Origin of the sequence: Streptomyces sp. NPDC085931, from assembly GCF_044540565.1 — a bacterium.
In the GTDB taxonomy this organism is placed as follows: domain Bacteria; phylum Actinomycetota; class Actinomycetes; order Streptomycetales; family Streptomycetaceae; genus Streptomyces.
On sequence record NZ_JBITSK010000006.1, the window covers coordinates 384,775 to 399,177 of the forward strand.

A 14,403-nucleotide genomic window follows, 5' to 3' on the forward strand; every position below is an offset into this window, starting at 1 on the left:
AACGGACCCGGGCGGTGTTTCCCGTGCCCCGTCCGGCGAACACGGCCTCGTGGACGGGCAGTTCGTCGCCGTGGGCCGTCTCCCCGTCGGGGAGGAGACGGCCCGCGGCGTCACACCGTCTCGGCCTGCCCGGCCGTGTCGTCGAGGAAGCCGCCCGACTGGTGCTGCCACAGCTTGGCGTACGCGCCGCCCAGCGCGAGCAGCTCCTGGTGGCTGCCCTGCTCGACGATCCGGCCCCGGTCGAGGACGACGAGCTGGTCCATGGTGGCGACCGTGCTCAGCCGGTGCGCCACGACGAGCGCGGTCCGCCCCTCCATGAGCCGCCACAACGCCTCCTGGACGAGCAGTTCGCTCTCGGAGTCCAGGGCGCTGGTGGCCTCGTCGAGGAGCAGGATCGGCGCGTCGCGCAGGATCGCCCGGGCCAGGGCGACGCGCTGGCGCTGCCCGCCGGACAGCTTCACGCCCCGCTCACCCACCATGGTGTCGAAGCCGTCCGGCAGCGTGTCGGCGAACTCCGTGACGTGCGCCGCCTCGGCCGCCCGGCGGATCTCCTCCTCGGTCGCCTCCGGCCGGGCGAACGCGATGTTGTCCCGCAGGGTGCGGTGGAACATCGCCGGGTCCTGCGGGACGTAGGCGAGCTGCCCGCGCAGGTCGGCCTGGCGCAGCCGGCTGATGTCCTGGCCGCCGATCAGGATGCGGCCGCCGTCGATGTCCGTCATCCGCAGCAGCAGCCGGGTGAGCGTGGTCTTGCCGCCGCCCGACCGGCCCACCAGGCCGAGCTTCGACCCGCTCGGCACGTCCAGGTCGAGCCCGTCGAACAGCGGGCGCCCGCCCCGGTGGGCGAAGGTGACCTTCTCGAAGCGGACGTCGGCGCCCCGGGGGCGCAGCGGCTCCGGCTGCGGCGGGTCGAGCACCGTCGGCGGCGTCAGCAGCAGCTCGGTGAACTGCGCGGCCTCCGTCATCGAACTCTCCAGCCGACGGTAGATCTGGTTGAAGTCGAACATGATGCGGGTCGCGTTGGTGTAGTACGTGAAGGCGACCACGATCGCCTCCACCCCGTGCGCGCCCCCGGCGAGCGTCACCGCGAGCAGCAGGCCCACCGCGTTGGTCACCACGGACATCGGGGCGACGAGCGTGTCGATGCGCAGATTGCCGTAGTCCCACGAGCGCAGGGTGAGCCGGCGCGACGCGGCGACCCGGGAGCGGTGCTCGGCGGCCTCGCGCTCCTCGGCGGCGAAGGCCCGCACGGTGTCCATGTTCATCAGGCTGTCGGCGACATGGCCCGACACCCGGGCGATCGCCTCCTCGCGCTCGTCGACCAGCCGCTGCCGCCGGCGGATCAGCGGCACGACCAGCACCGCCGTCAGCGCGATCATGAACAGCAGGCCGACCACGAGCAGCGGCTCGTAGCGCCACAGCACCACCGCGCCGAACGTCAGCGGCACGAAGCTGCCCACGATCTGGAAGGTCAGCGTGTCCACGAACGGCTCGAAACGGGAGGCGAAGCTGAGGACCCGCTTGGTCAGCGAGCCGGCGAAGTTGTCGTGGAAGAACGCGGCGTCCTTGGCGAACAGCTCGTCCATCCCGATGACGTACAGATGCTCGATGCCCAGGGCGTCGAGACGGTTCAGGCAGTGCAGCGCGATCCGCCACAGCGCCTCCGCGACCAACAGCACACCGGCGAAGCCGAGCACGTACGGCAGCGCCGAGCCGGCCGTGACGTCCCGGTCGCCGGCGAGGTCGCCGACCAGCTTGGCGACGATCAGCGGCGCGATGTAGTAGATGCCGATGTTGCCCAGCGCCGAGAGCGACATGGCGGGAGCCGTCCACCGGCGCAGCCGGGACAACTCCCTCCCGTAGTACCGAAGTGCCAGAAGGACCGAGCGCTTGCCCGGCTGAACCCTGCGTGATCCAGGCGTTTCCATCCCACCCCTGTGTCGTCCTGCGGCCGCCCGTCCCGCGCGCGTGCGGGCAGGGGCCGTCACCGCAACGGATGTGTGGAGTTTCGGGTCGAGTCCGGAAGTGTCCCGCGGCCGCGACCGCGCAGTCCAAGCGTTTTCCGGCCGGGCGGTGGTGTGCGGGGAGCGCCAGGAGGCACGGCGGGCGGACACGGGGGCGAGGCCGCCCGCCCGCACCGGCCGCGCGAGCCCTCCGTCCCTCGGCGCGCGCCCGCGGTGGCCGAGCGCGAGCCCGCCACCCCCCGGGTCACACCGCGGGAGGGTCCGGGAGCAGGGTGAAGACGCGGTCCAGGCCGACGAGGGTGAGGACCCGCATCAGATTGGGCGGTACGGCGGCCAGCGCGATGTCGGCCCCGGCGGCCAGGGCGTGCTGGCGGGCGGCGAGCAGGGCGGTGATGCCGGAGGAGTCGCAGAACGTGAGGCCGGACAGGTCCATCACCAGGCACTGTCCGGGCTCCACGGTGAGCTGGTCGATGTGCCGGCGCAGCTCGGGGGTCCGGTCGAAGTCGAGGTCGCCCGCCACGCGCAGCACGGGGCCGGCCGGCGTGGGGTGAAGACCGATGGTCAGCGGATTCATGGCAGGCGGCTCGTCGAGGGGCGTACGGCGGGGGAGGGGGCCCCGAGGGCGAGCAGGGCGGTGTCGTCGTCGAGCCCGTCGCCGAAGCCCTCCAGCAGCCCGGTCAGCGCGCTGATCACCGCGGCGGGCGCGGCGGGCGCGAGGCCGGCGCCGAAGGCGAGCAGGGCGTCCTCCCCGTACCGGTCGTCGCCGCCGGGCCCGGTGCGGGCCTCGGTCAGACCGTCCGTGTACAGCACGAGCGTGTCGCCGGGGTGCAGGACGGTCGAGGCGGTGCCGATCGGCGCGTCGGTCAGCACCCCGACGAGCAGGCCGCCCGGGGTCGGCAGGTACGCGGCGCTGCCGTCGGAGCGCAGGACGAGAGCCGGCGGGTGTCCGCCGGAAGCGAGCCGCACCAGCGCCGGGCCGTGCTCGCCCGCCGGCTCGACGATGCCGAAGATGCACGTGCAGTACCGGGGGTTTCCGTCGCCCGTGTACCGCTCGTGCAGCACGGCGTTGAGCGTGGCCAGGGCCGACGCGGGCTCGGGGTCGTGGTGCGCCGCGGCCCGCAGGGTGTAGCGCGTCAGCGAGGTGAGGGAGGCGGCCTCCGGCCCCTTGCCGCACACGTCGCCGAGGAAGAACGCCCACCGGTCGCCGGCCACCGGGAACAGGTCGTAGAAGTCGCCGCCCAGCCGGTCCGGCGAGGCCGTGTGGTAATGGACGGCCGTCTCCAGGCCCGGCACGGCCGGCAGCGAGTCCGGCACCAGGGACTGCTGCAGGACGGCGAGCGCGGCGGCCAGCCGGGCCCGGTCGGCCTCGGCCTGCCGCCGGGCCGCCTCGGCCTCGGCCCGGGCCCGTTCCGCCTCGGCCCGGGCCCGTTCCGCCTCGGCCCGGGCCCGCTCGGCCTCCTCACGGCGGCGCAGCAGTTCCTCCTCGTAGGCACGGCGGTCGGAGGCGTCGAAGACCGTGGTGCGGATCAGCAGCGGCTCGCCCTCGGTGCCGCGCTTGACCACGGCGGACACCAGCACCGGCAGCCGGCCGCCGCCCTCGCGCCGCAGCTCCAGGGCGATCCCGCGCAGTTCGCCCTGCATGCGCAGCAGCGGCGCGAAGTGCGTCTCGTGGTACAGCCGGCCGCCGACGGTGAGCAGGTCCGCGAAACGCTTGCGCCCCACCACGGCCTCGCGGTCCAGCCCAAGCCAGTCCAGCAACGTCGCGTTGATCTTGGCGATGGTGCCGTCCATCAGCGTGGACAGATAGCCGCAGGGGGCCGACTCGTACAGGTCCTCGGCGCTGTCCTCCAGCAGGGCGGTGAAGGCCGCGTCCGTGCTCGTCCCGTCCCCGGCCCCGGTGGGCTCCGGCAGACCACCCGTGCGGCACATCACTTGAGGGACTCCAGGAAGTCGAGGATCGCCTCGGCGGTGGCCTCGGGCGCGCTCAGCTGCGGGCAGTGCCCGGTGGCGTCCAGCGTGACCAGACGGGAGGAGGGAATCGCCGCGTGGACGTACGCGCCGACCTCGCGGGGCGCGATGGCGTCCTGCTCGCACTCCAGCACCAGGGTCGGCACATCGACGCCCTTGAGGTCGTCGCGGCTGTCGGTCAGGAACGTCGTACGGGCGAAGACGCGGGCGATGTCCGGGTCGGTGGCGCAGAAGCTGTTGGTCAGTTCCCGGCCCAGCTCCGGGCGGTCCGGGTTGCCCATGATCACCGGGGCCATGGCGGAGGACCAGCCCAGGTAGTTGGCCTCCAGGGAGGCCAGCAGCTCGTCGATGTCCTCGGTGCTGAAGCCGCCGCGGTAGTCCCCGCTGTCGATGTAGCAGGGCGAGGGCGTCACCATCACCAGGGCCCCGATCCGCTCGGGCGCGGCCTGCGCGGCGAGCACGCCCACCATGGCGCTGACCGAGTGCCCCACGAACACCGCCTGCCGCAGCCCGAGCTCCTCGCAGACCTCCACGACGTCGCGGGCGTAGCCGTGCAGCGAGGAGTATCGCTCCTCGCTCCACGCCGCCAGGTCCGACTTGCCCGAGCCGACGTAGTCGAACAGCACCACGCGGTAGCGCTCGGCCAGCACCGGCGCCACCAGACGCCACATGTTCTGGTCACAGCCGAACCCGTGTGCCAGGAGAAGCACCGGGGCGTCCTCGGGACCGGTGACGTTCACGTGGTTCCTGCGGCGGATGTCCATACCGGCCATGCTCCCACCTCGTCCGGAAAGGATCGACGGCGGCCCTCGCAACAGGCGTTTTCAGCCGAGGAACAGCGGGAGGCGGCCGGCCAGCTCCCCGAGCGCGGCCCGCTCCGCCTCGGCCGGCGCCCGCCTCCCCGTGCCGATCAGCAGCGCGTCCACGTCGGAGAACGAGGCGGGGAAGGCGCCGCCCGCGATCCGCTCCAGCAGCTCGCGGGCCCGCGTGAGCGTCGCCGCCGGGGGCTGCCGGGGGTCCGGGAGGTGGGCGATCAGGTCCAGGTGGTGCAGCGTCCACTCCAGCACGTACACCGAGAGGTAGTCGGCCACCGTGAGGACCTCGTCGCGGGTGCCGACCCGGCCGGCCGGATCGGCGAGCCGGGCGGCGCGGCCGGCGGCGGAGCCCACGTCGTCCAGGTGGAACTTCAGCAGGTGCGGCTCCTGGTAGGCGGCGGCCAGCCGCACCGTCAGCGCGTCGAGCGGGTCCTCGCCGGTCGGCGGGGTGTCGGAGACCTCCCAGTAGGTCACCGCGTCCCGGGTCGGCTCCCGGTCGGACGGGGTGGCGAGGGTGATCAGGACGTCCTGCGCGTCGATGACCAGGTGGCACACCAGGTCCCGCACCAGCCAGCCGGCGCAGCCGGACGGCCGGGTGAAGTCCTCGTCGGTCAGGTCGGCGACGGCCGCGCGCAGCGCCGCCCAGGAGGTCGAGAAAGGATCCACCTCGGCAACGTAGTGAAGTGCCCGAAGGCGGGCAACCGTATTGCACGGCCGGCCCGCCCGCGCGGGTGCCGGAGCCCCCGTGCGACGGCTGAGGGCACACTCCGGCGGGCCGCCCCGCGCCGTGCCACAGCGCGGCGTGCCACCGAAGCGTGCGACCGGAAGAGTGGTGAGCATGGCGGTCACAGAGAGCCCCGGTACGGTCACCGCCGCCGACGCGGCCGTGCAGCACCCCGCCCCGGCCGGCCCCGGCGCGCAGGACCTGGCCCGGCCGGTCAACTCGCACAACGAGTGGGATCCGCTGGAGGAGATCATCGTCGGGCGTCTGGAGGGCGCGACGATCCCCTCCGGCCACCCGGTGGTCACCTGCAACGTGCCGCCCTGGGCCGGGCGCCTGCAGGGGCTCGCCGCGGGGCTGCGCTATCCGCGGCTGCTGGTCGAGCAGGCCCAGCAGGAGATCGACGCCTTCGTCGCCCTGCTGGAATCCCTCGGGGTCACGGTCCGCCGTCCGGACGCGGTCGACCACAAGCGCCGCTTCGGCACACCCGACTGGTCCTCACGCGGCTTCTGCAACACCTGCCCGCGGGACAGCATGCTGGTGATCGGTGACGAGATCATCGAGACGCCCATGGCCTGGCCGTGCCGCTACTTCGAGACGCACTCCTACCGGCCGATCCTCAAGGACTACTTCCGGCGCGGCGCGCGCTGGACGGCGGCGCCCAAACCGCAGCTGACGGACGAGCTGTTCGATCCGGACTTCCGGGTCCCGCAGGACGGCGAACCGATGCGGTACATCCTCACCGAGTTCGAGCCCGTCTTCGACGCGGCGGACTTCGTCCGGGCCGGGCGCGATCTGTTCGTGACGCGCAGCAACGTCACCAACGCGATGGGCATCGACTGGCTGCGCCGCCACCTCGGCCCCGAGTACCGCATCCACGAGATCCCCAGCCGCTGCCGTACGCCCATGCACATCGACACCACGTTCGTGCTGCTCGCCCCCGGCAAGGTGCTGATCAACCCCGAGTACATCGACCCCGACCACCTCCCCGACGTCCTCGACTCCTGGGACGTGCTGGTCGCGCCCGAACCGGACCCGATCGACGAGCGGCTGCTCAAGGTCACCTCGATGTGCGGCAAGTGGCTCAGCATGAACGTGCTCATGGTCGACGAGAAGCGGGTCATCGCCGAACGGCACCACACCGGCATGCTGCGCGCCCTGGAGCAGTGGGGCTTCGAGCCGATCCCCTGCGACCTGCTGCACTACGCACCCTTCGGCGGCTCGTTCCACTGCGCGACCCTGGACGTGCGGCGCCGCGGCACGCTCCAGTCCTACTTCGACTGACCGCGCCGGGACACCACGCCCGGGGCCCCGGCCGCCCCCGGCCGCCCGGTGGCCAGGGCGGCGAGTTCGGCGGGCGTGCGCGGCCCCGGGTCCGTGCCGGCCAGCAACCCCTGGGCGCGCAGCAGTTCGGCCGCGGCGGCGCCCCACGGCAGCCGCAGCCCCGCCGCGCGCAGCAGGTCCGTGCGGGCCAGCACCGTGGGCGCGGGGCCGGTGCGGACGCCGGACGGGGTGAGCAGCGCCGCGTCGTCGGCCCAGGCCAGCGCGAGATCCACGTCGTGGGTGGCCATCACCACCGTGGTGCCGGTGGCGCGGAGCCCGTCGAGCGTGGCGAGGAGCCGTTCCTGCCCGTCGGGGTCGAGTCCGGCCGTCGGCTCGTCGAGGATCAGGACCCGGGGCCGCATGGCGACCGCGCCCGCGATGGCCGTGCGCTTGCGCTGCCCGTAGGAGAGCAGGTGCGTGGGGCGGTCGGCCAGGGCGGTGATGTCCAGGGCGGCGAGCGCCTCCGCCACCCGCGCCCGCACCCGGGCGTGGTCCAGGCCGAGATTGAGCGGACCGAACGACACGTCCTGCTCGACCGAGGCGGCGAACAGCTGGTCGTCCGGGTCCTGCACCACCAGCTGCACGGTCGTGCGCAGCCGGGTCAGGCCCTTGCGGTCGTACGTCACCGGCTGCCCGTCGACCGTCAGCCGGCCCTCGTGCGGCCTCAGTCCGCCGCTCAGCAGGCGCATCAGGGTCGTCTTGCCGCTGCCGTTGCGGCCGAGCAGCGCCAGCGCGCGCCCCTCACGGATGTCGAAGTCGAGGCCGCTGAGCACGGGCGGGCCGTCCTCGTAGCCGAAGGACGCGCCGCGCAGGGCGACGAGGGCGGGCTCGCTCATGTCAGCGGCCTTTCCAGGACGAAGGTCAGGACGGTCAGCGCCACGAGCAGGGCACCACCGGCGGCCGTGAAGCGGGCGGAGACCCGGGCCTGCGGCACCAGCACGCGCAGGGTGCCGTCGTAGCCGCGCCCGGCGAGTCCGGCCTGCAGGCGGGCGGCACGGTCGAAGGCCCGCACGAACGCGGTGGCGCCCAGACCGGCCAGGGAGCGCCATTCCGCGGCCCGGCTGGTGTGGCCGAGCCGCGCGGCCTGGGCCTCCCGGACGCGGCGCACGGTGTCCAGCAGCAGGAAGCTCATCCGGTACGTCACCAGCGCCACGTCGACGACCGGCGCGGGCACCCCGGCCCGGACCAGCCGCGGCAGCAGATCGGACAGGGGGGTGGTGAAGGCGAACAGCAGCACGCCCAGGGAGGCCGCCGAGGTGCGCAGCAGCAACTCCCCGGCCCGCACGGGACCGTCACCGGCGAGGGAGACGAAACCGTCCGGGCCGCCGATCCGGACCAGCAGCGGGAGCGCGCCGGTGACGCAGAAGCCCAGCGGCACCCGGTAGGCCCGCCACAGCCGCCGGCCCGGCACGCCCGCCGGCCCCAGCAGCAGCGCCAGGGCCGTCACCAGCACCAGCGCCGCGCCCGGCCAGGGCGGCAGCGAGATCGCGAGCACGGTGAGACCGAGCCCGAGCACGGCCTTGTCCACGGGGTGGCGGCGGCGCCAGCGGCTGCTGTGCGCCGCCGCGTCGATCGGCAGCACCCGGGCTCAGTCCCGGCCGTCGGCGGGCTTCCCGGCCGCGCCGGCGGGCGCGCTCCCGGCTTCCCGCTCCAGCGCGCGCTGTTCGCCCTGGCGCCGTCCCCGGCGCAGGCCGAAGTAGTAGGCGAGGACACCGGCGCCGAGCGCGGCCTGGAGGGAGAACAGGGCCGACTCGATCTCCCCGGACGGCGGTTCGTACAGCGGGGAGAACCACGGCTCGTAGTCCGGCTCGATCTCGGTGATCGCGGTCTCGGCCTCGCCGTCGGCGCCCGCGAACGGCTCGTCCTTGTGGTCGCCGAGGCCGAGGGCCAGCGGCAGCACCGCCAGGGCGGCCACGACGAGCAGCAGCAGCAGGTTGATCCTCGTGTTCCGGCTCATCGCGCCACCGCCTCCGTCCGGGCCTCGCGCGCGCCGGACAGCACGCCCAGCCGGGACAGTTCACCCTTGCTGGACTGCACCAGCAGCCGCATCACGAGCACCGTCAGCAGCCCTTCGCTGACCGCGAGGGGGAGCTGGGTGACGGCGAAGATGGACCCGAACTTGCCGAGCGCGCCCAGGAATCCGCTGCCCGGGTCGGGGAAGGCGAGCGCCAGCTGCACGCTGGTGACGCAGTAGGTGGACAGGTCGGCGACGAACGCCCCGCAGAACACGGTCACCATGAGCGGCACGCCGTAGCGGCGCAGCAGCCGGTAGACGGCGTAGCCGGCCCAGGGCCCGACGATCGCCATGGAGAAGACGTTGGCGCCGAGCGTGGTGAGCCCGCCGTGCGCCAGCAGCAGCGCCTGGAACAGCAGGGTGATGGTGCCCAGCACCGCCATCACGGGCGGCCGGAACAGGATGGCCCCCAGACCGGTGCCCGTGGGGTGCGAGCAACTGCCGGTGACGGACGGCAGTTTCAGCGCCGACAGGACGAACGTGAAGGCACCGGAGGCTCCGAGGAGCAGGGTGCTCTCGGGGTGCTCGCGCACTTCACGGGTGAGTGACCGGACTCCGTGGACGACGAACGGCGCCGACGCGACGCCCCAGGCGGCCGCGTGCACCGGAGGCAGAAAACCCTCGGCTATGTGCATGGCTCAGCAGACCCTCTCCAGCACCTCGTGGATGGTTGACGCGCCTTGGCCGGTCTCCTGGCTGACGGGTACCACCGCCCGGACTCCGCCTTCCCGGGTCACGAGGACCCAGTGGCTGCCCGCGAGGGCCGGAGCCGGACTTCCCGATTCACAGTGGCGAGGGCCGCACCGGCATCACACCGGATTTCCCGTTCACCAAGGCGTGGTGACAATAAGGCCGCCGTAAGGGCGATGACAAGCCGCCCCAGGGGGCGCGCGAGGGGGCGCCCGCTCGCACACCGGCGCAGGCCCGCTCAGTCGTCTCCCTCGGCACCGTCGTCGTCCGCGTCCTCCCCGCCGTCCGCCGGGACCTGCGCAGGCCGCTGCCCCGGCTGCTCCACCTGTTCCACGCCGCCCGCGCCCGGCTCCCGTGCCGGGCTCGACGGGCCGGGCGTCGGCTCGGCCGGGCCCGGGGCGGCGGGCGCCTCGGGGGACGGGGTGACATCGCCCACGGTGCCGGCGGCCGGCGTCGCGCCGCTCCCCGCGGTGGACGTCACCGGTCCGGCGGAGGCCGCGGACCTCGGCTCCGCGGGGGCCGCCGGACTGCTCGCGGACGGGGAGGCGTCGGGTTCGGTGCCCTTCGTCGCGGTGTCCTCGGGCGCGAACCACACCATGCCGAGGTACATCGCCGCGAGGAACAGGGCCGCGGCGGCGGCCGTGACCGCCAGACGCGACCGGCCGTCCGAGCCGCCCCGCGCACGGTTGGCCGCCCCGCCCCGCGCCCGACTGCCCGTCCCGCCCAGGGCGCGGGTGCCCGGCCCGCCCTGCGGACCGCTGCCCGTCCCGCCGCGCGGCGCCGCGCGGCGGGCCCGCCCGCCCGGGGCGGTGCGCGACCCCGTGGGCAGCGCGTACGTGACCGGGGCGCCGGTCCCGGCCGGTGCGTGGGCCCCCGGGACCGGGGACGGCGCCGGGGAGGTCGCCGGGGACGCGGCCGCCGGCAGCGGCTCGGGCCGGCCCTGCCAGGCACCGCCGGCGAACCACTCGGCGGCCTGCTGGGCCGACGGCCGGTCCTCGGGCTGCTTGGCGAGCAGCCCCAGCAGGTAGTTCTCGAACGCCGGCGGCAGACCGGCGACGCCGAGCTCGCGGGGCGGCACGGGGGCGGCGTCGAGATGCTGGTGCAGGAGCGCGACGGCGGTGTCGGCCTCGAACGGCGGGCGGCCGCTGAGCAACTGGTAGAGCACGCAGCCCAGGGAGTACATGTCGGAGGCGGGGCCGGCCGGCTTGCCCAGGGCGCGCTCCGGCGCGAGGTAGAGGCCGGTGCCGACGATCTGCCCGGTCGCGGTGAGCGCGGCGCCGGGGTCGTCGAGGAAGCGGGCGATGCCGAAGTCGCCGATCTTCAGGGTGCCGTGGTGGTCCAGCAGGAGGTTGGCGGGCTTGATGTCGCGGTGCACGATGCCCTGCCCGTGCGCGGCGGCGAGCCCCGCGGCGGCCTGGGCGGCGAGGTCGGCCACCCGGCCGGCCGGGAGCGCGCCCGACGCGGCCAGCACCCCGGCGAGGCTGTCGCCCTCGACCAGCTCCATCACCAGGTACAGCCGGTTGTCGTACTCGCCGAAGTCGAGCACGCCGACCAGGTTCGGGTGGTTGAGACGCCCGGCGGTCTGGGCCTCCAGGCGGAACCGGGAGGCCGCCGTGGCGTCGGTGTCCTGGGGCAGCAGCAGCTTGACGGCCACCGCTCGGGCGAGCGTCTCGTCGTAGGCCCGCCAGACCTCCCCCATTCCACCGCGCCCGATCTCAACATCCAGCCGGTAGCGGCCCGCTAGCAGCACTCGTCCTCGTCTCATGCAGGTGGGAAGTTCGTTGCCGCGGCCCGAACTCCCCGTGGTCGCACGGGGATTGGTGGGGTGCCACAGCCGACCCAGGATACTGGCGCCGGATGATCATTGTGCTCAGCGGCGGTGACCACCCACGGTACGGCCCCTCAAGAGCCGGGGCGCGCGCGACGTATCCCTCCGCGCCGGCGCGGAGGCGCTGCGTGACCGCATCATCCGGGAAGCCACGCCGGACGACACATGTGCGCACGACAGGCAAGCGGCGCGCGGGCCCCTCACCCCTCGGCCGGGGTGAGCAGCACGAAGTCCGCGTTCGCCGGGTCCAGGCAGACGGCCAGGCGGCCCACGCCCTCCGCGTCCTCCGGCCCCATCTGCACGCTGCCGCCGTTCTCCTCGACCCTCGCCACGGCGGCGTCGCAGTCGTCCACGGCGAAGACGGGGTGCCAGTACGGCCGTCCGCCCGCGAGCGCGAGGGCCTCCCGGTCCACCTTCATCAGGCCGCCGTGCATGCGCTCCTCGGGGAGCCCCGCGGGGGTGATGAGGGTGTAGGTGCCTCCGCCGCCCGGCAGCGGCATGTCACCGAACTGCCAGCCGAAGAGGCCGCCGTAGAACTCCTTCGCGGCGGCGGCGTCACTCGTGTACAGCTCCGTCCACGACAGCGAACCCGGCTGGTCCACCAGTTCCAGGCCCGTGCTCGTCCCCGGCTGCCAGACGGCGAACTGGCCGCCCAGCGGGTCGCTGAACTGCGCCATCCGGCCCCACTCGTCGAGGTCCCTCGGCGCCACCCGCACCGTGCCGCCCGCCTGTTGCACGGCCTGGGCCGCCGCGTCCGCGTCGGTGACCTGGTAGTAGAGCATCCAGGCCGAGCGGGCGCCCTCCTCGGTGAGTCTGCCGAGGCCGGCGACGATCTTGCCGTCCTTGCGGAACATGCCGCCTTCGAAGTCCTCGCTCTCGCCCATGGACTCGTACTCCCATCCGAGCACGGCGCCGTAGAAGGCCGCGGCGGCCCGGACGTCCGGAGCGCCGAGGTCGAGCCAGCAGGGGGAACCGGGGGCGTACTCCGTGGTGATCATGGCGATGCTTCCCTTTCGCAGGTCCTGTGCCCAGCCTGACACCGGGCACCGGCCCGCGCCCGTCGGCGCATCCGCCGCGCGGGCGGCCGTGACGGCGGGCGGCCGTGACGGCCGGGCAGCCGTGTCGGCCGGGCAGCCGTGACGGCCGGGTAGCCGGTGACGGCCCGGCGGCCGCGGGAGCCTCGCCTAGTGGACGGACAGGCCGCCGTCCACGAAGAGGGAGTGCCCGGTGATGTAGGCCGACGCCGGGCTCGCCAGGAACACGGCCGCGCCCGCGAAGTCCTCGGCCAGGCCGTTGCGTCCGATGAGCGTGCGCGCGGCGAGGCCGGCCACCGTCTCCGGGTCCGACGACAGCCGTGCGTTGAGCGGCGTCATGACGAAACCGGGCACCAGGACGTTGCAGGTGACACCCCGCGGCGACCACGCCTCGGCCTGGGAGCGGGTCAGCGCCTCCAGCCCGCCCTTGGACGCGCCGTAGGCACCGCTGTGCACGAACGCCCGGTGCGCCTGCTGCGAGCTGATGTTCAGGATCCGCCCGTACCCGCGCTCCGCCATGCCGGGGCCGAAGCGCTGTCCGAGCAGGAAGGGAGCCTCCAGGTTGACGGCCATCGTGGCGTCCCAGACGTCCTCGGTGAGCTCGTCCAGATGCGGACGGAGGTTGATCCCGGCGCAGTTGACGAGGATGTCGGGCTCACCGAACGCCTCGACCGCCCGCTCGGCGGCCGTCCGCACGCCTTCGCGCGTGCCGAGGTCCGCACTGACCGGGGCCGCGCGGCAGCCCTCGGCGGTCAGTTCCCCGACCGTCGCCTTCAGGGCCGACTCCGTGCGGGCCACGACCACGACGCTCGCCCCGGCGTGCGCGAGGGCGCCGGCGATGGCCCGGCCGATGCCGGAGCTGCCGCCGGTCACCACCGCGACCCGGCCCTCCAGGGAGAACAGTGAAGAGAGGTAGTCCCGCGCGGGCCGGCCGATCCGCCGTGCCTGATCCGCCTGATCTGCCTGATCCGCCTGGTCCACCTGATCTGCCTGGTCCGCTTGCCGTGCCTGCTCCGCCGCCGGGTTCGTCGTCATGCCGAGCACCCTAAGCGGCCCGGCCGGGGGGCCGGGAACGTCGAGAAGCCGGGACGTCCGCGGCCGGGACCGTGCTGTGACATGGTTCACACGGGGTCGGTTGAGTGCCCGGCCCCGTCGATGTCCGTACTCAGGGGTGTTCACGCGGGGCCGGAGTGCGAGGATGAGGCGCCATGACGGCTGGGTGGGGAGTGCGCGCGATGCGGGCCGCGGTGTTCGCGGCCGTCTGCGTCGTGCTCGCCGCCCTGGGCCACGTCATGATGTCCGGCGATCACGTACCCGTACCGGTCCTGCTGGCCGGCTGGGCCGTGACCGGGGCCGCGGGCTGGTGCCTGGCCGGACGTGAGCGCGGGCTCGGGCTCGTCGTCGCGATCGCCGTGGTGGTGCAGACGGCACTGCACTCGGCCTTCTCGCTGGCGCCCGGGACAGCGGCCCCGACTCCGGCGGCGCCCGGCACGAGTTCCCTGCACTCCCTGCCGGCGACCATGCCGATGCCCCTGCACACGGGCATGGGGCACGCGGGGCACATGGAGCACGCCGCCGGCGGTGACTCCTCCCTCGGCATGCTCGCCGCCCATCTGCTGGCCGCCCTGCTCTGCGGGCTGTGGCTGGGCCACGGGGAGCGCGCCGTCTTCCGGCTCCTGCGCGCCGTGGGCAGCCGGTTGGCCGCGCCGCTGCGGCTGCTGCTGCTCGCCCGGCCCGCGCCGCCGCCCCCGCCCGCGCGCGTACGGCGGCCGTCGTCCGACCGTGCCCCGCGCCTGCTTCTCCTCGTCCACGCGATCACCTCTCGCGGTCCGCCCGTGGGGACCGCTGCCGCCTGACGGCAGCCGGCACCACCGGGGCGGCTCCGCGCGCTCCGGTCACTCACGGCCGTACCGCGGGTACGCCGGTGCCCCGGGCGTCCTGCCTGCCCGGAGCGGGCGCGCCGCACGGGCACGGCCGTGTCCCCCCTCAGCTCACCGGACCGCGCGGCCCCGCGCGCACGCCCCGGCACCCGTGTGCCGCCGTGCCTGC

The 14,403-nt window shown here is 74.4% G+C and carries 14 protein-coding genes and 1 riboswitch; of the genes, 2 read left to right on the plus strand and 12 right to left on the minus strand.

Features of this window, described 5'->3' with window-relative positions:
- Positions 1–110 precede the first annotated feature (110 nt).
- The 5 genes from ACIGAN_RS15105 to ACIGAN_RS15125 form a co-directional block, all read right to left on the minus strand.
- Positions 111–1,925, minus strand: coding sequence for an ABC transporter ATP-binding protein (locus ACIGAN_RS15105; RefSeq protein WP_399857677.1), 1,815 nt, complete (start codon positions 1,923–1,925; stop codon positions 111–113).
- Between the two features lie 280 nt (positions 1,926–2,205).
- Positions 2,206–2,535, minus strand: a complete 330-nt coding sequence (locus tag ACIGAN_RS15110; protein WP_365099170.1) for an STAS domain-containing protein — start codon at positions 2,533–2,535, stop codon at positions 2,206–2,208.
- On the minus strand, positions 2,532–3,890 hold the full coding sequence (locus ACIGAN_RS15115) for a SpoIIE family protein phosphatase (RefSeq protein WP_399857680.1): 1,359 nt from the start codon (positions 3,888–3,890) through the stop codon (positions 2,532–2,534). The genes ACIGAN_RS15110 and ACIGAN_RS15115 overlap by 4 nt, the downstream gene beginning before the upstream one ends.
- On the minus strand, positions 3,890–4,693 hold the full coding sequence (locus tag ACIGAN_RS15120) for an alpha/beta fold hydrolase (protein ID WP_365743822.1): 804 nt from the start codon (positions 4,691–4,693) through the stop codon (positions 3,890–3,892). Before ACIGAN_RS15120 ends, ACIGAN_RS15115 begins: the two co-directional genes overlap by 1 nt.
- Before the next feature lie 60 nt (positions 4,694–4,753).
- Entirely contained in the window at positions 4,754–5,410 is a 657-nt protein-coding gene (locus ACIGAN_RS15125; protein WP_365099168.1) for a maleylpyruvate isomerase N-terminal domain-containing protein, read from the minus strand.
- 172 nt (positions 5,411–5,582) lie between these two features.
- Here ACIGAN_RS15125 and ACIGAN_RS15130 point away from each other — a divergent pair, with 172 nt between their 5' ends.
- Positions 5,583–6,749: an amidinotransferase gene (locus ACIGAN_RS15130; protein ID WP_399857683.1), complete on the plus strand. Its 1,167-nt coding sequence runs from the start codon at positions 5,583–5,585 to the stop codon at positions 6,747–6,749.
- Here the strand turns inward: ACIGAN_RS15130 and ACIGAN_RS15135 are convergent.
- The 7 genes from ACIGAN_RS15135 to ACIGAN_RS15165 all read right to left on the minus strand — a co-directional run bounded on the left by ACIGAN_RS15135 (position 6,737) and on the right by ACIGAN_RS15165 (position 13,389).
- Positions 6,737–7,624 (minus strand): ATP-binding cassette domain-containing protein, encoded by an 888-nt coding sequence (locus tag ACIGAN_RS15135; protein WP_365743815.1) that lies wholly within the window; start codon positions 7,622–7,624, stop codon positions 6,737–6,739. The two genes, ACIGAN_RS15130 and ACIGAN_RS15135, sit on opposite strands and share 13 nt — an antisense overlap.
- On the minus strand, positions 7,621–8,370 hold the full coding sequence (cbiQ, locus tag ACIGAN_RS15140) for a cobalt ECF transporter T component CbiQ (protein WP_365098598.1): 750 nt from the start codon (positions 8,368–8,370) through the stop codon (positions 7,621–7,623). The genes ACIGAN_RS15135 and cbiQ overlap by 4 nt, the downstream gene beginning before the upstream one ends.
- Before the next feature lie 6 nt (positions 8,371–8,376).
- Positions 8,377–8,745 carry an energy-coupling factor ABC transporter substrate-binding protein gene (locus tag ACIGAN_RS15145; protein WP_399857687.1) on the minus strand — a complete coding sequence of 123 codons (369 nt, stop codon included), beginning with the start codon at positions 8,743–8,745 and terminating at the stop codon, positions 8,377–8,379.
- Entirely contained in the window at positions 8,742–9,437 is a 696-nt protein-coding gene (locus tag ACIGAN_RS15150; protein WP_365743818.1) for an energy-coupling factor ABC transporter permease, read from the minus strand. The genes ACIGAN_RS15145 and ACIGAN_RS15150 overlap by 4 nt, the downstream gene beginning before the upstream one ends.
- 29 nt (positions 9,438–9,466) lie before the next feature.
- Positions 9,467–9,652, minus strand: a riboswitch (cobalamin riboswitch).
- A gap of 78 nt (positions 9,653–9,730) precedes the next feature.
- Entirely contained in the window at positions 9,731–11,257 is a 1,527-nt protein-coding gene (locus ACIGAN_RS15155; protein ID WP_399857690.1) for a serine/threonine-protein kinase, read from the minus strand.
- A gap of 263 nt (positions 11,258–11,520) precedes the next feature.
- Positions 11,521–12,318 (minus strand): VOC family protein, encoded by a 798-nt coding sequence (locus tag ACIGAN_RS15160; protein ID WP_399857692.1) that lies wholly within the window; start codon positions 12,316–12,318, stop codon positions 11,521–11,523.
- A gap of 186 nt (positions 12,319–12,504) precedes the next feature.
- Complete coding sequence (locus ACIGAN_RS15165) at positions 12,505–13,389, minus strand: SDR family NAD(P)-dependent oxidoreductase (RefSeq protein ID WP_399857695.1); 885 nt, start codon at positions 13,387–13,389, stop codon at positions 12,505–12,507.
- Between the two features lie 173 nt (positions 13,390–13,562).
- On the opposite strand from ACIGAN_RS15165, the gene ACIGAN_RS15170 reads away from it, so the two are divergent.
- Positions 13,563–14,210, plus strand: a complete 648-nt coding sequence (locus tag ACIGAN_RS15170; RefSeq protein WP_399857697.1) for a hypothetical protein — start codon at positions 13,563–13,565, stop codon at positions 14,208–14,210.
- Positions 14,211–14,403: the final 193 nt, after the last annotated feature.

Excerpts from the sequence above, each read along its gene's own strand:
- ACIGAN_RS15105 (WP_399857677.1), bottom strand. The coding sequence starts at position 1,925 with ATGGAAACGCCTGGATCACGCAGGGTTCAGCCGGGCAAGCGCTCGGTC.
- ACIGAN_RS15110 (WP_365099170.1), bottom strand. The coding sequence starts at position 2,535 with ATGAATCCGCTGACCATCGGTCTTCACCCCACGCCGGCCGGCCCCGTG.
- ACIGAN_RS15115 (WP_399857680.1), bottom strand. The coding sequence starts at position 3,890 with ATGTGCCGCACGGGTGGTCTGCCGGAGCCCACCGGGGCCGGGGACGGG.
- ACIGAN_RS15120 (WP_365743822.1), bottom strand. The coding sequence starts at position 4,693 with ATGGACATCCGCCGCAGGAACCACGTGAACGTCACCGGTCCCGAGGAC.
- ACIGAN_RS15130 (WP_399857683.1), top strand. The coding sequence starts at position 5,583 with ATGGCGGTCACAGAGAGCCCCGGTACGGTCACCGCCGCCGACGCGGCC.
- ACIGAN_RS15135 (WP_365743815.1), bottom strand. The coding sequence starts at position 7,624 with ATGAGCGAGCCCGCCCTCGTCGCCCTGCGCGGCGCGTCCTTCGGCTAC.
- ACIGAN_RS15145 (WP_399857687.1), bottom strand. The coding sequence starts at position 8,745 with ATGAGCCGGAACACGAGGATCAACCTGCTGCTGCTGCTCGTCGTGGCC.
- ACIGAN_RS15150 (WP_365743818.1), bottom strand. The coding sequence starts at position 9,437 with ATGCACATAGCCGAGGGTTTTCTGCCTCCGGTGCACGCGGCCGCCTGG.
- ACIGAN_RS15155 (WP_399857690.1), bottom strand. The coding sequence starts at position 11,257 with ATGAGACGAGGACGAGTGCTGCTAGCGGGCCGCTACCGGCTGGATGTT.
- ACIGAN_RS15160 (WP_399857692.1), bottom strand. The coding sequence starts at position 12,318 with ATGATCACCACGGAGTACGCCCCCGGTTCCCCCTGCTGGCTCGACCTC.
- ACIGAN_RS15165 (WP_399857695.1), bottom strand. The coding sequence starts at position 13,389 with ATGACGACGAACCCGGCGGCGGAGCAGGCACGGCAAGCGGACCAGGCA.
- ACIGAN_RS15170 (WP_399857697.1), top strand. The coding sequence starts at position 13,563 with ATGACGGCTGGGTGGGGAGTGCGCGCGATGCGGGCCGCGGTGTTCGCG.